Origin of the sequence: Campylobacter volucris (assembly GCF_008011665.1) — a bacterium.
Taxonomy (GTDB): Bacteria; Campylobacterota; Campylobacteria; order Campylobacterales; family Campylobacteraceae; genus Campylobacter_D; species Campylobacter_D volucris_A.
The window spans coordinates 144,189-162,204 of record NZ_VOWJ01000021.1 but is presented as its reverse complement, the minus strand read 5'-3'; the positions used below and the strand labels follow the sequence as shown (position 1 = coordinate 162,204).

Sequence of the window (18,016 nt, the reverse complement as noted above, 5' to 3'; positions counted from 1 at the left end):
AAATCCTAGCAAAAATGCTAGGATAAAAAACTAATTTTGCTGTTTGAGTTTTAAATTTTGCTCTCCATAAAGTCCCGTACCAACAGGTATCATACGACCCAAAATAACATTTTCTTTTAAGTCCTCTAAGTAATCAAATTTACCAGCAATACTAGCTTCTGTTAAAACTTTAGTTGTTTCCTGGAAAGAAGCAGCAGAGATTACACTATCACTTCCAATAGCTGCTCTTGTTACACCAAGTAAAATTGGCTCAGCTATAGCCGGATCTCCATCATATTTTAAAATTCTCTCATTTTCTTCTATGAATTTTCTTCTTGAAACCAAATCTCCAACTATAAAATTAGTATGACCACTATCTAATATTTTTACTTGTCTTAACATTTGAGAAACTATAATTTCAATATGCTTATCTGAAATTACAACACCTTGTCCACGATAAACTTGTTGAATTTCAGATATAAGATAGTAATGCAACGCTTTTTCACCTAAAATTCTAAGCACATCATGACTTGAAATAACACCATCGGTTAATTTCTCACCCGCATGGATAAATTCTCCGTCTCTCACCTGAATACGTCTTGATTTATCAATTAAATATTCCGCACTACTTCCATCTTCTGCTTGGATAATGATTCTTTCTTTTGATCTTAAAGGCTTGTCAAATCTCACCACACCATCTATTTCAGCAATAACCGCAGTATTTTTTGGTTTTCTCGCTTCAAATAATTCTGAAACCCTTGGAAGACCTCCAGTAATATCTTTTGATTTAGCTACTGCCTTTGGTGTTTTAGCTAAAATATCAGCTTGCTTAACCTTATCACCATCATTTACATAAATAACAGTCTTAGGCTCTAACTGATAACGGATCGTTTTTCCTTTATCTCCTAAAACCAAAATAGCAGGGCGCACTCCACTTGGTAAATACTCATTAATAACAAGCGATCTTTTACCAGTTGCTTCATCAATTTGCTCATCAGCACTATAACCTGATTCTATATCTTCAAAGCTGATAATTCCATTTATCTCGGCAATAACAGTATTGTTATAAGCATCCCATTCAGCAATTATTATTTTATCTTTTTTGCTTGATTTAGCAATAATAGTTTTAGGATTGCTAATCACTGAGCTATCATTAAATTCAATTACAGAATCTCTTGGTATATAATGTCTTTTTGCTTCACGATCATTTTCATCTGCAATCACTACAAATACACCTTTTTCTTTAACTATATCACCCTTTTTAAGATTTTTAATTCTATCTAAGCCATCGCCTTTAAGAATATAAAATTTCAAAGTTCCTTTTGCATCAGCAATGATATCTTGAGTTATTGGATCGCCATCATTTACAAGCAATTCACTTGCATATGGAATACGATTTGGTATGTTCCAGCCTTCCTTGATGACTTCTACAATGCTTTCATTTTCACTAACTTCATCTCCATTATTATATGGAATATATAATTTTCCTTCAATATTTCCACTAACTCCAGCAAGTTCATTAGCTTTAGCTAAATCATATTTTCTTAAGATAAATTTTGATTCATTATTTTTATTTTTTATACTTACAATGACATCTTCATAAGCATACTCAACATTAATCACACCTTTAAAAGGTGCTTTAATTTTTGGCTCTACAAGTAAAACAGCGGCATTGCGGTGATTAGCCACTATAGTTTTACCTTGTCTATCTTCATAAGTATTAAGATTATAAAATCTTACAAAACCTTCTTTGTGTGCTACTACTTGACGATCTTGCAAATCAGTACTTGCTGTACCACCACTGTGGAAAGTTCTTAGTGTAAGCTGTGTTCCTGGCTCACCAATTGATTGAGCAGATATAATACCTACAGCCTCACCTGGTTTAACTAATTTTCCTTCGCCTAGGTTAATACCATAGCATTTTGAACAAACACCTTTTTTAGCTTTACAAGTGATAGGAGTTCTTATGCTTGCACTTTTTACGCCACTTTCAACTATAATTTTTGCTTTTTCTTCATCTATCAAAGTACCTTCAGAAAATAAAATTTCATTCGTAATAGAATCAATAATATTTTCAGCTAAAACTCTTCCTAAAATTCTTTCTTCTAAAGTTTCAATCACCACACCATCTGCTGTAATTTCATTTATTTCAACTCCTTCATGTGTGCCACAATCATCTATAGTAACTTTTACATTTTGAGCAACATCTATAAGTTTTCTTGTTAAATAACCTGCATTTGCTGTTTTTAAAGCAGTATCCGCTAAACCTTTTCTAGCACCATGAGTGGAAATAAAATACTCAAGAACATTAAGTCCTTCACGGAAATTTGAGATAATAGGTGTTTCTATAATAGAACCATCAGGTTTTGCCATCAAACCTCTCATAGCAGCTAGCTGAGAAATTTGAGCAGCAGAACCCCTAGCTCCAGAATCAGCCATCATGTAAATAGAATTGAACCCTTCTTTATCTTTTTTGATTAAATCCATCATATCTTTAGAAAGAATATTATTAGTACTTTTCCAAATATCAATGATTTTATTGTATCTTTCGCCTGAAGTGATAAGTCCTAAATTATATGAATTTTGAATTTCTCTAACTTGTTTTTTTGCTTCATCAATATTTTTTTGTTTTTGATCGGGTACGATAATATCAGCAATTGAGATTGAAATACCTGCTTTTGTAGCATATTCAAACCCAAGATCTTTAAGCTTATCTAAAAAGCTTGCACTAACCTCTAACCCACCTATTTTATAAACATAATCAACCAAAGCAGCAATGTCTTTTTTCTTCATAACCTTATTCCACATATTTTCTGGAACAAAATCAGGTAAGATGGATTTAATAATTAATCTACCAGCAGTTGTAGTAACTTTTCTACCATCAACGACACTCTTAATACTTGCATGTATATCTAAAGATTTAGCTTCTAAAGCTATCATTACTTCATCTATACCAGTACAAATTTTATGCTCACCTTTAGCACCATCTTTTTCTAAAGATAAATAATAAATTCCTAAAACCATATCTTGAGATGGAACAGTTACTGATCTACCACTAGCAGGTAATAATATATTCATAGAAGAAAGCATCAATACTTTACATTCAGCAATTGCTTCTTGAGATAAAGGTACATGAACAGCCATTTGGTCACCATCAAAGTCAGCATTAAAAGCAGCACAAACTAAAGGATGAAGTTGTATAGCTTTACCTTCAACAAGTACTGGATGAAATGCTTGTATAGAAAGTTTATGAAGAGTTGGAGCACGGTTAAGCATAACAGGATGACCTTTAACCACCTCTTCTAAACACTCCCATACTTCATTAGTTTTATTTTCTATCATTTTTTTAGCTTGTTTTACAGTGGTTGCATAACCTTTTTCTTCAAGCTTTGCTAGTAAATGTGGTTTAAATAACTCCAAAGCCATTTTTTTAGGGAGACCGCATTGATCCATTCTTAGTTTTGGACCCACAACAATAACACTACGGCCTGAAAAATCCACCCTTTTGCCTAAAAGATTTTGTCTAAAACGGCCTTGTTTACCTTTTATAATCTCACTTAAAGATTTCAACGGACGCTTATTCGCACCTTTTACAGCATTTGCTCTTCTACCATTATCAAATAAAGCATCTACCGCCTCTTGAAGCATTCTTTTTTCATTTCTTATAATGATTTCTGGTGCATCAAGCTCCATCAATCTTTTTAAACGAGTATTTCTGTTAATAACTCTTCTATATAAATCATTCACATCAGAAACCGCAAATTTCCCACCATCTAAAGCCACTAAAGGTCTTAAATCTGGCGGTAAAACTGGTAAATTTGTAATCATCATCCATTCTGGACGATTTGGCACTACTTCATCGATATTTGTATTACTATTTAAGTTGCTATTTAAGAAATTTTCAACTACTTTTAAACGCTTAATAATAGTTTTCTTCTTTGCTTCGGAATTAGTTGAAGCAATATCTTCTTTTAATTGATTTAAAAGTGCAACAAGATCTAAATTTGCTAGCAAATCTCTAACAACTTCTCCACCCATTCTAGCTTTAAAACCACTACTTTCATAGCGTTGCATTAAATTTAAATATTGTTCTTCATTTAAAACATCACAAAATTCAACTTTTTTAGAATTTTCATTATCATAATATGCCTCACCTGGATTTTCAACTATATATGCTTCATAATACAATACGCGTTCTAAATCTTTCATCTTAACACCAAGTAAAGTACCAATACGACTAGGTAAAGAATTCACATACCAAATATGGGCCACAGGAGTTACTAGTTCAATATGCCCCATTCTGGAACGACGTACTTTTGAGCTTGTAACTTCCACACCACATTTTTCACATTTAATACCTTTAAAACGCATTTTTTTATATTTACCACAAAGACATTCATAATCTCGAATAGGACCAAATATCTTTGCACAAAACAAACCATCTCTTTCAGGCTTTAAAGTTCTATAATTAATGGTTTCAGGTTTTTTTACTTCACCATAAGACCAAGACTTAATTTTTTCTGGACTTGCAAGTCTTAATTGAAAAGCTTCAAAGTCTCTTGGTCTACCATCTTCTTTTATTTCGATAGGTTTAAATTTACTCATTATTTTCATCCTTATCAAAAATCTCAACATCTAAAGCAAGAGATTTTAATTCATTTGTAAGCACAAAGAATGTTTCTGGGATACCCGTAGCTGGAACATTCTCACCTTTTGTTAAAGCCTTATAGGCACTAAATCTACCTTCAACATCGTCAGATTTTATTGTTAGCATTTCTTTTAAAGTATGCGCAGCACCATAAGCTTCTAAAGCCCAAACTTCCATTTCACCAAATCTTTGTCCACCAAATAAAGCTTTACCACCAACAGGTTGTTGAGTAACAAGACTATAAGGTCCAGTACTTCTTGCGTGAACTTTTTCATCTACTAAATGGTGAAGCTTTAACATATACATACATCCCACATGCACACGCTCTGCCATTTTTTCTCCGGTTCTTCCATCATAAAGCTCGCTTTTTCCATCCATAGCTATTTTTGCCATTTCAAACAGCTTACCAAATTCTTCAACAGTTACACCTTCAAAAACAGGAGTTGCAAATTTAACACCTTTAGCCCAATCTCTTGCATAAGCAATTAATTGATCATCATTTAAACTTTCTACAAATTTCTTTTCTAAAATCAATCTTGACACGCTACAAATTTCAAGAATTTTTGTACGTAATTGCTTGATAAAATCTTTTTGTTTTTTATCAAATATTTCTTGAATTTGATCACCAAGCTTCATACCAACTATACCCAAGTGGCTTTCGAGAATTTGGCCAATATTCATACGACTTGGAACACCTAAAGGATTTAAAGCTATATCAATAGATCTCCCATCAGGTAAATATGGCATATCCACTTCAGGAACGATATTTGAAACTATACCTTTATTTCCATGGCGTCCAGCCATTTTATCACCGACTTTAAGTTTTCTTTTGGTTGCTATATAAACTTTTACAAGCTTAACCACGCCACTTGGTAAAATATCATCTTTTTCTAAAATTTCAAGTTTTTCATCATGTTCTGTTTTCAATTTTTTCTTTTCATTTTGGAAATGATTTTTTAATTCTTCGTATTCTTTTTGAACATCTTTAGAATATACTTTTACCAAAGAATTTAGCGCAAAACGATTGATTTTTTCAAGTTCTTTAATATCAACTTTTGCACCTTTTTTGTATTTTTTACCATTTATTTCTTCATCCGAATTTAAAGCAGATTTAGAAAGTAAAGAACAAACTCTTAAAGTTTCTTCTCTATCCATCATTAAAAGTCTATCATGGTGCTCTTTTTCTAAATTTAACTTTTCTTCATCATAAGCTTTTATAGCTCTAGCATCTTTTTCGTAACCTTTTTTAGTAAAAATCTTCACATCAACAACAACACCCTCCATAGAAGCAGTTGCATACAAAGATTTATTTACCACATGGCCAGCTTTTTCACCAAAAATAGCTCTTAAAAGTCTTTCTTCTGGAGTTGGTTTTACCTCTCCTTTTGGAGAAACTTTACCTACTAAAATCATTCCTGGTTTGATGTGAGTGCCGATTTTTGCTATACCACTTTCATCAAGATGAGCTAAATCATCTTCTTTAACATTTGGAATATCTTTGGTAATTTCTTCTACACCATCTTTTAATTCTCTAGCTTCAACTTCTTTTTCATAGATATGAACACTAGTAAAAGTATCTTCTCTTAGAATTTTTTCACTAATTACTATAGCATCTTCATAGTTATAACCATGCCAAGGCATAAAAGCAATCAGTGCATTTTTACCAATAGCAAGTTCACCTTGATCCATACTTGGACCATCTGCAATGATTTGTCCTGCTTGAACAAAATTACCTTTTTTCACTATAGGATGTTGGATAAAGGTTGTGTTTTGATTGGTTCTTAAATTTTTCTCCATTTTATAATGATCTATAAAAGGTCCATTTTCATCTTCACCCAAAATAAATATATTCTTATTATCTACTTTTTCAACTATACCTGCTCTTTTAGCTTTTATTGCTTCCCATGCATCACGAGCTATGATTTTCTCCATACCTGTGCCGACAATTGGAGCTTCAGCTCTTAAAAGTGGAACGGCTTGACGCTGCATGTTTGAACCCATCAAAGCCCTATTTGCATCATCATGTTCTAAAAATGGAATCAAAGAAGCTGCGACACCCACAATCATACCAGAACAAAGATCGATTAATTGCACTTCTTCTTTTCTAGCCAAAATTGTTTCGCCATCTTGTCTAGCTTCTACAAATTCTTCTATGATATTTCCTTTATTGTCTATCTTAGTAGAAGCTGCAGCTATAATTAATCCTTCTTCTTGAGTGGCTGTAAGATAAATAATTTCGTTACTAACTTTTCCATTCTCAACTTTTCTATAAGGCGCCTCAACAAAACCCAAATCATTTACTTTAGCATAAGTTGATAAAGTATTAATCAAACCAATATTTTGACCTTCTGGAGTTTCAACTGGACAAATTCTACCATAATGAGTTGCATGGACATCACGTACTTCAAATCCAGCTCTTTCTTTTACCAAGCCTCCTTCTCCAAGTGCTGATAAACGGCGTTTATGAGTTACTTCGCTTAAAGGATTAGTTTGATCCATAAATTGAGACAATTGCCCACCGGTGAAAAATTCCATAATAGTCACAGTTATAGTTTTAGGATTTATTAAATCATAAGGCATGACTTTATCAATATCAGTATTTAAAGCGGTAAATTTATCTCTAATAGATTTTTGCATTTTAGCAAGACCAACATGCAATTCATTTGCCAAAAGCTCTCCAATAGATCTGATACGACGATTTCCCAAATGGTCTCTATCATCTATATGACCTCTACCATTTTTAACTTTTATAAGATATTTTGCTGTTTTTACTATATCTTCATTGGTTAAAACCGTAACATACTCAGGTGTATCCAATCCTAACTTATGATTCATTTTCATACGACCAACTTTAGTCAAATCATATCTTTCAGGATTAAAAAACAAATCATTTACAAAAGCTTTAGCAGCATCTTTTACCACAGGTTCACCAGGTCTCATAACCTTGTAAATTCTAATTGCTGCTAAATCATTTTCATCATCAATATTTTCTGTTTGTTTTAACAATTTCAATGTTTCATTATCTTGGATAAATGAATTTATAATTGCAGCATCTACTCCATTTGCTAAGTCATTTGCGATATCAAATTGTTTTTCTTCTTTAATTTTAGCTAATTTTGCTTCATCAAGTAAAGTTAAAGAGTCAAATAGCACCTCACCTGTTTCTTTATTGATAATTGGATTTGCTAAATATCTATTAGTTAAAATTTCAACTGGATACTCAACCCATTTTAGACCATCTTTAATAAGCTGCTCTGCTTTTTTCTTAGTCATTCTTTTGCCAGCTTGATGGATGATATTTCCTTTTTCATCTTTTAAGTCATATTCAACTCTATCAAGAAAATCATTTGGATTAAATTGGGTTAAAAATTTATCTTTTTTAACATGTATAGTTTGAATAGGATAAAATAATTTTATAATATCTTGTTTTTTATATCCAAGAGCTCTAAATAAAATTGTAATAGGCACTTTTCTTCTTTTATTAATACGCACATATAAAACATCTTTTGCATCATATTCAAAATATAACCAAGAGCCACGATCTGGAATTATTTGAGCAGTATAAACTAATTTATTAGCTACAGTCGAACTTTCTTCTTCTTTAAAGATAACCCCTGGACTTCTATGAAGTTGATTTACCACAACTCTTTCAACTCCATTAATAATAAAAGAAATTCTATCTGTCATTAAAGGAATTTCTCTAATATAAATTTCTTGTTCTTTAATATCTTTTATACCAATTTTTTCACCTGTCTTTTCATCTTTTTCATGTAAAGTAAGGCGTATTTTCATTTTTAAATTTACTGAATAAGTTAAACCTCTTTCCATACATTCTCTAATAGTATATTTTGGCTTACCTACTTCACTACTAACATATTCTAAACTTAATCTATTTTGTGGATCATGAATTGGAAAAATTGATTTAAAAACTTTTTCAATTCCACTTTCAGAATTTTTTGCATCTACATTTAAAAAATAATCAAAACTCTTTTTTTGTAATTGTAATAAATTTGGAATGTCTATTTGTTGAGGAACATTCGAAAAGTCTATTCTTAAACGATTTCCTGATTGTGTATTTAACATTTTTATACCCCATGGTAAAAGTATTGTAAGAAAGGATCCTAATACAAGGAAAACAAGAAAGGATTTTCATCCTTTCTTTTGTTAAATTAAAATTATTTAAGCTCAACCTTAGCGCCAGCTTCTTCAAGTTGTTTTTTAGCTTCTTCAGCTTCTGCTTTACTAACACCTTCTTTAAGAACTGATGGAGTTTGCTCAACAGCATCTTTTGCTTCTTTTAAACCAAGACCAGTTAAAGCACGAACAACTTTAATTACATTGATTTTTTTATCTCCACCATCTTGTAAAACAATATCAAATTCAGTTTTTTCTTCAGCAGCACCGCCAGCAGCACCGCCAGCAGCACCGCCAGCAGCAACCATTACTGGAGCAGCAGAAACACCAAATTTTTCTTCAAATTCTTTTACTAATTCTGATAACTCAAGAACACTTAAATTTGAAATAAATTCTAATACATCTTCTTTAGTAATTGCCATTTTTTATCCTTTTTATGATTTTATTCTGATTCTTTTTTATTTTTTAATGCATCCAATCCAATTGTAAAATTGGTAATTGGCGCATTCCAAACTTGCAAAAGCATAGCAAGTAAATCGTTGCGAGAAGGCATTTTAGCAAGAGCTTTAACTTTGCTAATAGCAGCAACTTCGCCATCGATAAATGCTGTTTTAATTTCAAACGATGGATTTACTTCGCTAAATTTATCAGCAACTTTTGAAACATTTAACTGATCTTCTCCCCAAAGATAAATATTTGTATCTTTAAGTTCCATTCCATCTTTGCCGGCATTTTTAAGAGCTATACTTGCTAAAGTATTTTTAATAATTTGAACTTTAACACCCATTTCTCTTGCATTATTTCTTAACTCTTCAAGTTTTTTAGTATGTAAACCTTTATAGTTGCAAACCACAACAGCTTCGCTAGTTTTAAAACTATCTTCAAGTTTAGAAACAAGTTCAATTTTTTGGCTTTTTGTCATCTTTACTCCTTTCCGACCGGTGATTTCAAGCAGAGTAGAAAATCTAATTAAGTCAAAGACCTCGGCTATCTCCAATCTAAGATAAAATTTAAATAAAATAAAATAATTAATTATTTTATCTAAATTTTATTAATGAGAGAAAAACTCTCATTAATTATTTTGTATCAAGAAGCTCTTGAGTGTCTAAAGAAAGAGAAGGACTCATAGTTAAAGAAAGAGAAGCATTTTTAATATATCTTCCTTTTGCCGCTGCAGGTTTGTGTTTATTAATCGCTTTTATAAAAGCAAGCATATTTTCTTTTAATTGCTCTTGAGTAAAACTAACTTTTCCAAGTCCAGCATGGATGTTTCCTTGTTTATCTACACGGAAATTTACTTGACCATTTTTAGCATTATTCACAGCTTGTGCCACATCCATAGTCACAGTTCCAGTTTTTGGATTTGGCATTAAACCTTTTGGTCCTAAAATACGACCAACTTTACCAACTAAACCCATTAAATTCGGTGTTGCAATTAAAACATCAAAATCCATATTGCCTTTTTGAATTTCTTCTATTAAATCATCACTACCAACTATATCAGCACCTGCATTTTTTGCTTCATCTGTTTTAGCATCTTTAGCGATAACAGCAACACGAACTTTTTTTCCTGTACCACTAGGTAACACCACACTACCTCTTACCATTTGATCAGCATGTCTTGGATCAACATTTAATTTCAATGCAATTTCAACAGTTTCATCAAATTTCGCAGAAGCAAGAGTTTTTACAGTAGTAATTGCTTCATCCATTAAGTAATTTTTATTTGCATCAACTTTTTTTAATAATTCAGTAAATCTTTTAGTATTCTTTGACATCAATTTTCTCCGCATTTTATATAAAGTGCTTCCGCCTTTTTATACTCTTGGCGGTAAAGAGTATTAATCTACTATTTCAACACCCATAGAACGAGCTGAACCCATTATAATTTTAGCAGCTTGTTCTTTATCTTTTGTGTTCATATCAGCAATTTTTTTATCAACAATCTCTAAAACCTGAGCTTTGGTTAATTTTCCAACTTTATTTTTAAGTGGATTATCGGCTCCTTTACTTATACCAGCAGCTTTTTTAATTAAATCTGTAGCTGGTGGTTGTTTTGTGATAAATGTAAAACTTTTATCAGCATAAACAGTGATAACAACTGGAATATTAAAACCAGCCATATCTTTAGTTCTTTCGTTAAATGCTTTGCAAAATTCCATTATATTCACACCTTGTTGACCTAAAGCAGGACCAACCGGAGGTGATGGATTAGCCTTAGTAGCAGCTATTTGTAATTTTATTTCACCTACAACTTTTTTAGCCATAACCTTCTCCTTTACTTAATTATCAAACAATTTTTTCAACTTGAGAATATAAAATTTCTACAGGTGTTGATCTTCCAAAAATAGAAACATTTAATTTCAATACACCTCTTACCATGTCATATTCTTCTACTATACCAACAAAATTTGCAAAAGGACCTTCAGTAATTCTTACACTCTCTTCTTTATCAAATGAAATTTTAGGTTTAGGTGCTGCTTTATTTTTCACCTTTTCTAAAATAAGATTAATATCTTTTTCGCTTAATGGGGTTGGCTTTTTACTTTCGCCAATAAAACGACCCACTTTTGGCAAAGATTGAATTTTATGCCAAAGCTCTGTTGATAAATCAATATTTGCAAAAACATAACCAGAGTATAAACTTCTTTCGCTTATTTTTTCTTTACCATTTTTAAATTCAATTACATCTTCAGTTGGAACTATAACTTCAAGCAAGCGATCTTGAATTCCATGATCTCTTACTAAATTTTCAATAGCTCTTTTTACTGCCATTTCACTACCAGCATAAGTTTGAATTGCATACCATTTATGATTCATTTTTATTATCCTATAATTTTAGATAGCGAAAACGACATAAGCAAATCTACTAACGCCAAAAACAATGAAACAACAGCAACAACAACAAAAACTGTAATATAAGCATTTCTAACCTGTTCTTTTAAAGGCCAAATCACTTTTCCTAATTCAGCTTTTGATAATTTAAAATAAGTTATTATTTTTTCCATACTTAACCTTATTTTGTGGCAGGGCAAGAGGGATTCGAACCCCCAACCATCGGATTTGGAATCCGGCGCTCTACCATTGGAGCTATTGCCCTAAGGGCTTAAAAAGCCTTAACTTTTTAATTTAACTTCTTTATGAATAGTGTGTTTTTTTAATCTTGGGCAATATTTTTTTAATTCTAACTTTTCAGTTGTATTTTTACTATTTTTAAATGTGCTATAGTTAATATCTCCACACTCTTCACATTTTAAACCAACTTTAATTCTCATTTTTATCCTTATAAAAAGCGAGAAAAATCTCGCTCATGATTATTTAATAATTTTAGAAACAACACCTGAACCAACAGTACGACCACCTTCACGGATAGCAAAACGAGTACCTTCTTCAAGTGCAACTGGAGCAATAAGACTTACAGTAATGCTTACATTTTCACCTGGCATAACCATTTCAACACCATCAGCAAGTTTAATCGCACCTGTAACATCCGTTGTTCTTACATAAAATTGTGGTCTATAATTGTTAAAGAATGGAGTGTGACGACCACCTTCATCTTTATTTAAAATATAAACTTCAGCTTCGAAATCTGTATGTGGGGTGATTGATTTTGGTTTAGCAAGAACCATACCGCGTAAAACATCTTCTTTTTTAGTACCACGAAGAAGCACACCAACATTATCACCTGCTTCACCTTGATCCATTTCTTTTCTAAACATTTCAACACCAGTTACAGTTGTTGTTTGAGTATCTCTAATACCAACGATTTCAATAGTATCACCAACTTTTACAACACCTTTTTCAATTCTACCTGTAACAACAGTACCACGACCAGAAATTGAGAAAACATCTTCAATTGGCATTAAGAAATCTTTATCTGTATCACGGGTAGGTGTTGGGATATAATCATCAACCGCAGCCATAAGATCTAAAATCTTTTTAGACCATTCACCATCTTGTCCTGCTTTAGCTTCTTCAAGTGCTTGTAATGCTGAACCTGAAATAATAGGAGTGTCATCACCTGGGAAATCATAAGAGCTTAGCAATTCTCTAATTTCCATTTCAACTAATTCTAATAACTCAGCATCATCAACCATATCTGCTTTATTCATAAATACTACAATATATGGAACACCTACTTGACGAGAAAGTAGAATGTGCTCTCTAGTTTGTGGCATTGGACCATCTGCTGCAGAAACAACAAGAATAGCTCCATCCATTTGAGCAGCACCAGTAATCATATTTTTAACATAGTCAGCGTGCCCTGGACAATCAACATGTGCATAGTGACGATTTTCTGTTTCATATTCAATATGTGATGTAGCAATAGTAATACCACGCTCTTTTTCTTCTGGAGCATTATCGATATTGTCATAATCTTTAAGCTCAGCCAAACCTCTTCTAGAAAGAACAGCGGAAATTGCAGCCGTTAAAGTAGTTTTACCATGATCAACATGACCGATAGTACCGATATTAACATGAGGCTTATTTCGCGAAAACTTTTCTTTAGCCATATTTTTCCTCCATATAAAATTTTTCAGACAAATACCAATTTATGTTTTATAATCTTTTGAAATTAATGGAGCTCATAGCGGGACTTGAACCCGCGACCTCTCCCTTACCAAGGGAGTGCTCTACCTCTGAGCCATACGAGCGCTCAGAAAAATTAAAAACATAAATTAAAAAATTTTGGAAATTTGAAACTGCTAGAAATAAATAAAAACAGCTCCCAGTTTCACTCTACCAAAATTAAGGTTGGAGCGGGAAACGGGACTCGAACCCGCGACCCTCAGCTTGGAAGGCTGATGCTCTAGCCAACTGAGCTACTCCCGCAAAGCAATGGTGGTGAGTCGTGGATTCGAACCACGGAAGGCGAAAGCCAGCAGATTTACAGTCTGCCCTCGTTGGCCACTTGAGTAACTCACCATAATAAAAATGCTTTTCATCTCTGGTCAAACACTGCTATCAACAATGGAGCTGGTTAAGGGACTTGAACCCCCGACCTGCTGCTTACAAGGCAGCTGCTCTACCAACTGAGCTAAACCAGCAAAAATAAAGTTGAATTATATTCTAAAATTAAAATATTGTCAAGATATTTTATATAATTTTATATAATTTAAAAAATTAAAAATTTAAGGAATAAGTTATGAAAATACTATTTTCTCCTAGTGAAAGTAAAAGTATTATAAATGATAATGATGAAATTAATGAAAAATCATTTATATTTGAAAAATTGTATAAAAAAAGAATAGAAGCTATAAAGAAATATCAAGATTATATCAATGCTTTAAATTATGAAAATTTAAAAGATTTTTTTGGGATAAAAAATGATGATGAGATAGATATTTTAAGTAATGATATTTTTAAAAGAAAAACCACAAAAGCTATACAAAGATATAATGGAGTAGCCTATGAATTTTTAAACTATGATAAGTTAAATAATAATGCTAAAAAATATATCGATAATAATGTAATTATATTTTCTAATTTATTTGGTCCAGTTGGTGCTGGTGATTTTTTGCCTTATTATAAATTTAAACAAGGTAAAAAAATAGAAAATTTTAATATAGAAAAATTTTATAAGGATAATTTTTCAAAAAATTTAGATGAGCTTTTAAAAGATGAAATCATTATAGATCTAAGAGCAAAATTCTATGAAAAATTTTATACTTTAAAACAAAATTATATAAGTTTTACTTTTTTAAAAAATGGTAAAGCATTAAGTCATTATGCAAAAGCTTATAGAGGGGTGATTTTAAATTTTTTAGCACAAAATTTAATCAAAAACAAAGAAGAAATTTTAACCAATTTACCTAAAGAATTAAAAATAAAAGAGATAAAAATACAAGGTTTAAAAGAAGAGATAATTTTAGAAATAGCAAGCTAAGCCAAAAAGGCTTAGCTTTTAAAATTAGAATTTGTAAAGAGCTTCAAGTCTGATATATTGATCATCAGCGTCTGTTGGACCTTGATCTTCAGTCAAGTAAGAATAGAATCCACTAAATGTAAGTTTTGGGCTATATGCATAAGATACACTTCCAACATATTCATTTTTATCTACATTTGGAGTGCTTTCTAATTTAGTGGTACCACCGACATAGTCAAAACCTAATCTTAATTTTTCAGCAAAAGTATAACCTACACCTGCAAAATAGAAGAAATTTTTACCCATATCTCCTGTTAATTTACTACCTTCAGAATAGAAAATTTGTTTGCCTGGAGCGATTACTCTACCAGTATCCTCAATAGTTACAATTGTATTTTTAGCTTTATCACCATAACCAACTACACCAGCTTGTAGATCAAAAGCTAAGATGTCTGCTGAAAGTTTTCCAGCATAAAAATTACCATTTTTATATGTTTCCGCTCCATTTTGTAATTTATAAAAATCTTTAAAATCACTATCTAGACTATTTCCTAAATATTGAGCTTCTGCTTTAAATTTCATACTATCATCAAAAGCAAAACTATAGCTAGCATCTACTGCATATAAGAAAGCATTACCTGCTGAGTAAGCTGCCCATAATTGGAAAGCAAATGGATCGAATTCGCCTAATACAGCAGCACCATATAAAGAAGATTTGTTAATTTTTGTTGATCCAAAATCACTATCATCATGCCAGTTTAGAGCATCAAACCAAAAACCAGCAAAAGTTAAACCATCGATAGAATTGTTAGTGATTCTAGCACCTGTTCCTACTGCATCGTCAGTCCAAATAGAATCTACTTCCATTTTACCAAGCATTACGCTAGTAGCATAAGCTTCGTTAGTGTATTCTAAATAAGCTTGTTGAACATTGAATGTAGAATCAGTATCAGTTCCTAAATTTCCTTGACTTTCCGCACCAAAGCCATTATCTGTTGATTTGTATTGGAATTGCACAAAAGCTTTGAAGTTATCATCTAAAGCCGCTTTAAAATTTAATTGAGATTTAAATTTATGTTGATTATTTTTAGAGCTATTATAACCATCTTGAACTAGATCTCCTTCAGTTAATCTATCAGATTCAAATCTGTATCTGAACATACCTGATACATCAACATCTTTTATAGCTTCTTCAAGTGAAACAGCATTAGCTGCTGAAAAAGCGCCTGCAGCTAATGCTGCTACTAAACTAAGTTTAACTAGTTTCATGAGAATTCTCCTTATTAAAATTAAAAATGTAACAAAATTATATCATAGTTTTATATGAAATTTCTTAAAGTAAATAAAATTTATAAATTAAAGCAAGCAAAGAAAAGAAAATCTTTAAAGATCTAACATTTGCTAGATCTTTAAAAACTAAGGAGTTATCTATGAATGTTTTGCTTTTACGAGTGTAATTATGCTCTTTGAAAGTTAATATTTAGAAACAATAAAAATTACAATTTATCACAAGTTGTTGTTTTATTATTTAAAGTCAAATATTGTTTAAAATCTTTTTCAAATTTGGGTATATATGCGTAAGAAGTTTGAGAATTTATAATTATACAAATATGTTGATTTTGCTTGGTGGATAACCTTATAATACAATCATTTTTAAAATCAAGTAATTTATCATAAATTCTTAAAGCATTTTTCAAAGGAGAATACAAACGCCCATAATCATCAAATACCAAACGAGTACTACCTTTACATGAACCTTCAAATAAAACTTTTGTAATTCCATAAGTTTTTTCTATGTTATATCTAGGGTTAGTCTTTGCATCACCTTGAGTGATAACTCCACTTTGTCCTGAATTCATCAAAAGATTAGGATTTAACAAATCTATGGCTATTTCTCTATCTTTATTAAGAATATTTTTACCGATATTTGCATTACCATCACCATTTTTGTCTAAAAATATAGTATAAGTTTGTTCGTTATTTGTGGCTGTTTTTGATTTAATAAAATATAGCTGCCACTTAGCTTGAAACCATGATCTTTTTGCAATATTAAATTCTTTTGCTCTAAAATCATTTTGCACTAATGCTAAGTGTCTAGTGTATTTAATATCATTTAAAATTTGCTCTGCACCCAAACGCAAATAATCTGGTTTTATATAAAAATATCCTATAGAAAAAATCAAAGAAAGTATAATACATACTAAAGAAAGCTCTATAAGAGTAAAGGCTTTTATCATTGTAAATTAAAATACAAAGAATGTTTTGCTAGTTTAATGATAATATCACTGGGCTTATCCGTCAAGGATAATTCTTTTTTACCTTCCTTAATACCATAAAATTTAAGTCTTAATGCAAGATCTTTTTTTGTATGTACTTGAAAAATATTTTTTTGCTTAAGTTGGTATGCTAATTCTTTGGCTATATGGTAATCATAAGCAAAATGTTTTTGCGGATTTTTTAAAATATAATAAAAAGAATGATTAAAGATTATACCTAAATAAAAAAATATCAAAAATATTAAAGAACACTCTATGAAAACATTATGTTTTAAGCGTAATTGAGGAAGTCTTGCTCGATAAGAAGACATCAAATAACGCAGCAAAAGCGGAGTGCAAACTACGCAAAATGGTAAAAAATCTTCTAAAAATAGTTTTTGTCTTAATGAAAAAATTAAACAAAAAATGAAAGTTATAGCTATTATAAACCATAATAAAGGCTTATCTTTTTGAAAAAGCATTTTATATATAACATAAAAAAAATATAAAAAAACCAAAGGCGAAAAACAAGCTGCAAATATACCTAAAGTATCTAAAACATATCCTTGAGGTTTGCCACTTGTATCAAAACCATAAACACTCATCGCAATAGCAAATAATAATAAGGCTACGCTGATGAGAATTTTATCGCGTATGTAAATTCCAAAAAAGAAAAACGCAAGATATAAGATTGCAAAATTTCCATCTATATATAAAGAAAAAACTAAACAAATATAAAAAAATATAGTCTTTTTATACTCAAACAAAACCAATATCAAAAGAGTAAAAAATATCACAATAGATGATTCATTTATCAAAAGAGCACTGGCAACGCTACCTGGTAAAAGAATAAAAAGAACTACCGACATAAAAGCATCAAAAGAAGTTTTAGTATATTTTAAAGCTAAGATATAAAGCAAAATACAGCTTAAAGAATGAAGCAAAACAAAAATAATTCTCAAACCATAATCATTCTGCCCTAAAAGAGTAGTTCCAAATCTTGCGATCATAGCAATCAAGCTATGATCATAGAAGAAAATTTTAGCCTCATTATAGCTAATAGATAAAGCGCTTATGCCATATAGCAAAGCACAAAAGTCAAGCAATAAAACAACTGCTAAATATTTTTTCATA

14 protein-coding genes and 5 tRNA genes are annotated in these 18,016 nt (G+C 31.1%); 1 reads left to right on the top strand and 18 read right to left on the bottom strand.

Annotated elements, in window-relative coordinates:
• Nucleotides 1-30: 30 nt before the first annotated feature.
• The 15 genes from rpoC to FPD38_RS03995 form a co-directional block, all read right to left on the bottom strand.
• Nucleotides 31-4,584, bottom strand: coding sequence for a DNA-directed RNA polymerase subunit beta' (rpoC, locus tag FPD38_RS04065; protein WP_147555492.1), 4,554 nt, complete (start codon nt 4,582-4,584; stop codon nt 31-33).
• Nucleotides 4,577-8,710: a DNA-directed RNA polymerase subunit beta gene (gene rpoB / locus FPD38_RS04060; protein ID WP_147555491.1), complete on the bottom strand. Its 4,134-nt coding sequence runs from the start codon at nt 8,708-8,710 to the stop codon at nt 4,577-4,579. The genes rpoC and rpoB overlap by 8 nt, the downstream gene beginning before the upstream one ends.
• A gap of 92 nt (nt 8,711-8,802) precedes the next feature.
• Nucleotides 8,803-9,183, bottom strand: a complete 381-nt coding sequence (rplL, locus tag FPD38_RS04055; RefSeq protein WP_039665252.1) for a 50S ribosomal protein L7/L12 — start codon at nt 9,181-9,183, stop codon at nt 8,803-8,805.
• A 20-nt stretch (nt 9,184-9,203) separates the two neighbouring features.
• Nucleotides 9,204-9,683 (bottom strand): 50S ribosomal protein L10, encoded by a 480-nt coding sequence (gene rplJ / locus FPD38_RS04050; RefSeq protein WP_147555490.1) that lies wholly within the window; start codon nt 9,681-9,683, stop codon nt 9,204-9,206.
• A 154-nt stretch (nt 9,684-9,837) separates the two neighbouring features.
• Complete coding sequence (gene rplA / locus FPD38_RS04045; protein ID WP_147555489.1) at nt 9,838-10,539, bottom strand: 50S ribosomal protein L1; 702 nt, start codon at nt 10,537-10,539, stop codon at nt 9,838-9,840.
• A gap of 63 nt (nt 10,540-10,602) precedes the next feature.
• Entirely contained in the window at nt 10,603-11,028 is a 426-nt protein-coding gene (rplK, locus tag FPD38_RS04040; RefSeq protein ID WP_147555488.1) for a 50S ribosomal protein L11, read from the bottom strand.
• Between the two features lie 22 nt (nt 11,029-11,050).
• Nucleotides 11,051-11,581 (bottom strand): transcription termination/antitermination protein NusG, encoded by a 531-nt coding sequence (nusG, locus tag FPD38_RS04035; protein ID WP_039665249.1) that lies wholly within the window; start codon nt 11,579-11,581, stop codon nt 11,051-11,053.
• Between the two features lie 5 nt (nt 11,582-11,586).
• On the bottom strand, nt 11,587-11,769 hold the full coding sequence (gene secE, locus FPD38_RS04030; protein WP_039665248.1) for a preprotein translocase subunit SecE: 183 nt from the start codon (nt 11,767-11,769) through the stop codon (nt 11,587-11,589).
• Between the two features lie 16 nt (nt 11,770-11,785).
• Nucleotides 11,786-11,861 (bottom strand) — tRNA-Trp (locus tag FPD38_RS04025).
• 16 nt (nt 11,862-11,877) lie between these two features.
• Nucleotides 11,878-12,036, bottom strand: a complete 159-nt coding sequence (gene rpmG, locus FPD38_RS04020) for a 50S ribosomal protein L33 (RefSeq protein WP_012661178.1) — start codon at nt 12,034-12,036, stop codon at nt 11,878-11,880.
• Nucleotides 12,037-12,075: 39 nt separating this feature from the next.
• Entirely contained in the window at nt 12,076-13,275 is a 1,200-nt protein-coding gene (tuf, locus tag FPD38_RS04015) for an elongation factor Tu (protein WP_039665247.1), read from the bottom strand.
• Nucleotides 13,276-13,341: 66 nt separating this feature from the next.
• Nucleotides 13,342-13,416: transfer RNA gene (locus FPD38_RS04010), tRNA-Thr, on the bottom strand.
• Nucleotides 13,417-13,517: 101 nt separating this feature from the next.
• Nucleotides 13,518-13,594, bottom strand: a tRNA-Gly gene (locus FPD38_RS04005).
• Between the two features lie 7 nt (nt 13,595-13,601).
• A tRNA-Tyr gene (locus FPD38_RS04000) sits at nt 13,602-13,687 on the bottom strand.
• 46 nt (nt 13,688-13,733) lie between these two features.
• Nucleotides 13,734-13,809, bottom strand: a tRNA-Thr gene (locus FPD38_RS03995).
• 98 nt (nt 13,810-13,907) lie between these two features.
• Here FPD38_RS03995 and FPD38_RS03990 point away from each other — a divergent pair.
• Nucleotides 13,908-14,648 (top strand): YaaA family protein, encoded by a 741-nt coding sequence (locus tag FPD38_RS03990; RefSeq protein ID WP_147555487.1) that lies wholly within the window; start codon nt 13,908-13,910, stop codon nt 14,646-14,648.
• A gap of 24 nt (nt 14,649-14,672) precedes the next feature.
• On the opposite strand, the gene FPD38_RS03985 is transcribed toward FPD38_RS03990, so the two are convergent.
• The 3 genes from FPD38_RS03985 to FPD38_RS03975 all read right to left on the bottom strand — a co-directional run bounded on the left by FPD38_RS03985 (nt 14,673) and on the right by FPD38_RS03975 (nt 18,015).
• Complete coding sequence (locus FPD38_RS03985) at nt 14,673-15,896, bottom strand: major outer membrane protein (protein ID WP_147555486.1); 1,224 nt, start codon at nt 15,894-15,896, stop codon at nt 14,673-14,675.
• 227 nt (nt 15,897-16,123) lie between these two features.
• Nucleotides 16,124-16,864: a pilus assembly FimT family protein gene (locus FPD38_RS03980; RefSeq protein WP_147555485.1), complete on the bottom strand. Its 741-nt coding sequence runs from the start codon at nt 16,862-16,864 to the stop codon at nt 16,124-16,126.
• Nucleotides 16,861-18,015, bottom strand: coding sequence for a glycosyltransferase family protein (locus FPD38_RS03975; protein ID WP_147555484.1), 1,155 nt, complete (start codon nt 18,013-18,015; stop codon nt 16,861-16,863). The genes FPD38_RS03980 and FPD38_RS03975 overlap by 4 nt, the downstream gene beginning before the upstream one ends.
• Between the last annotated feature and the right edge of the window lies 1 nt (nt 18,016).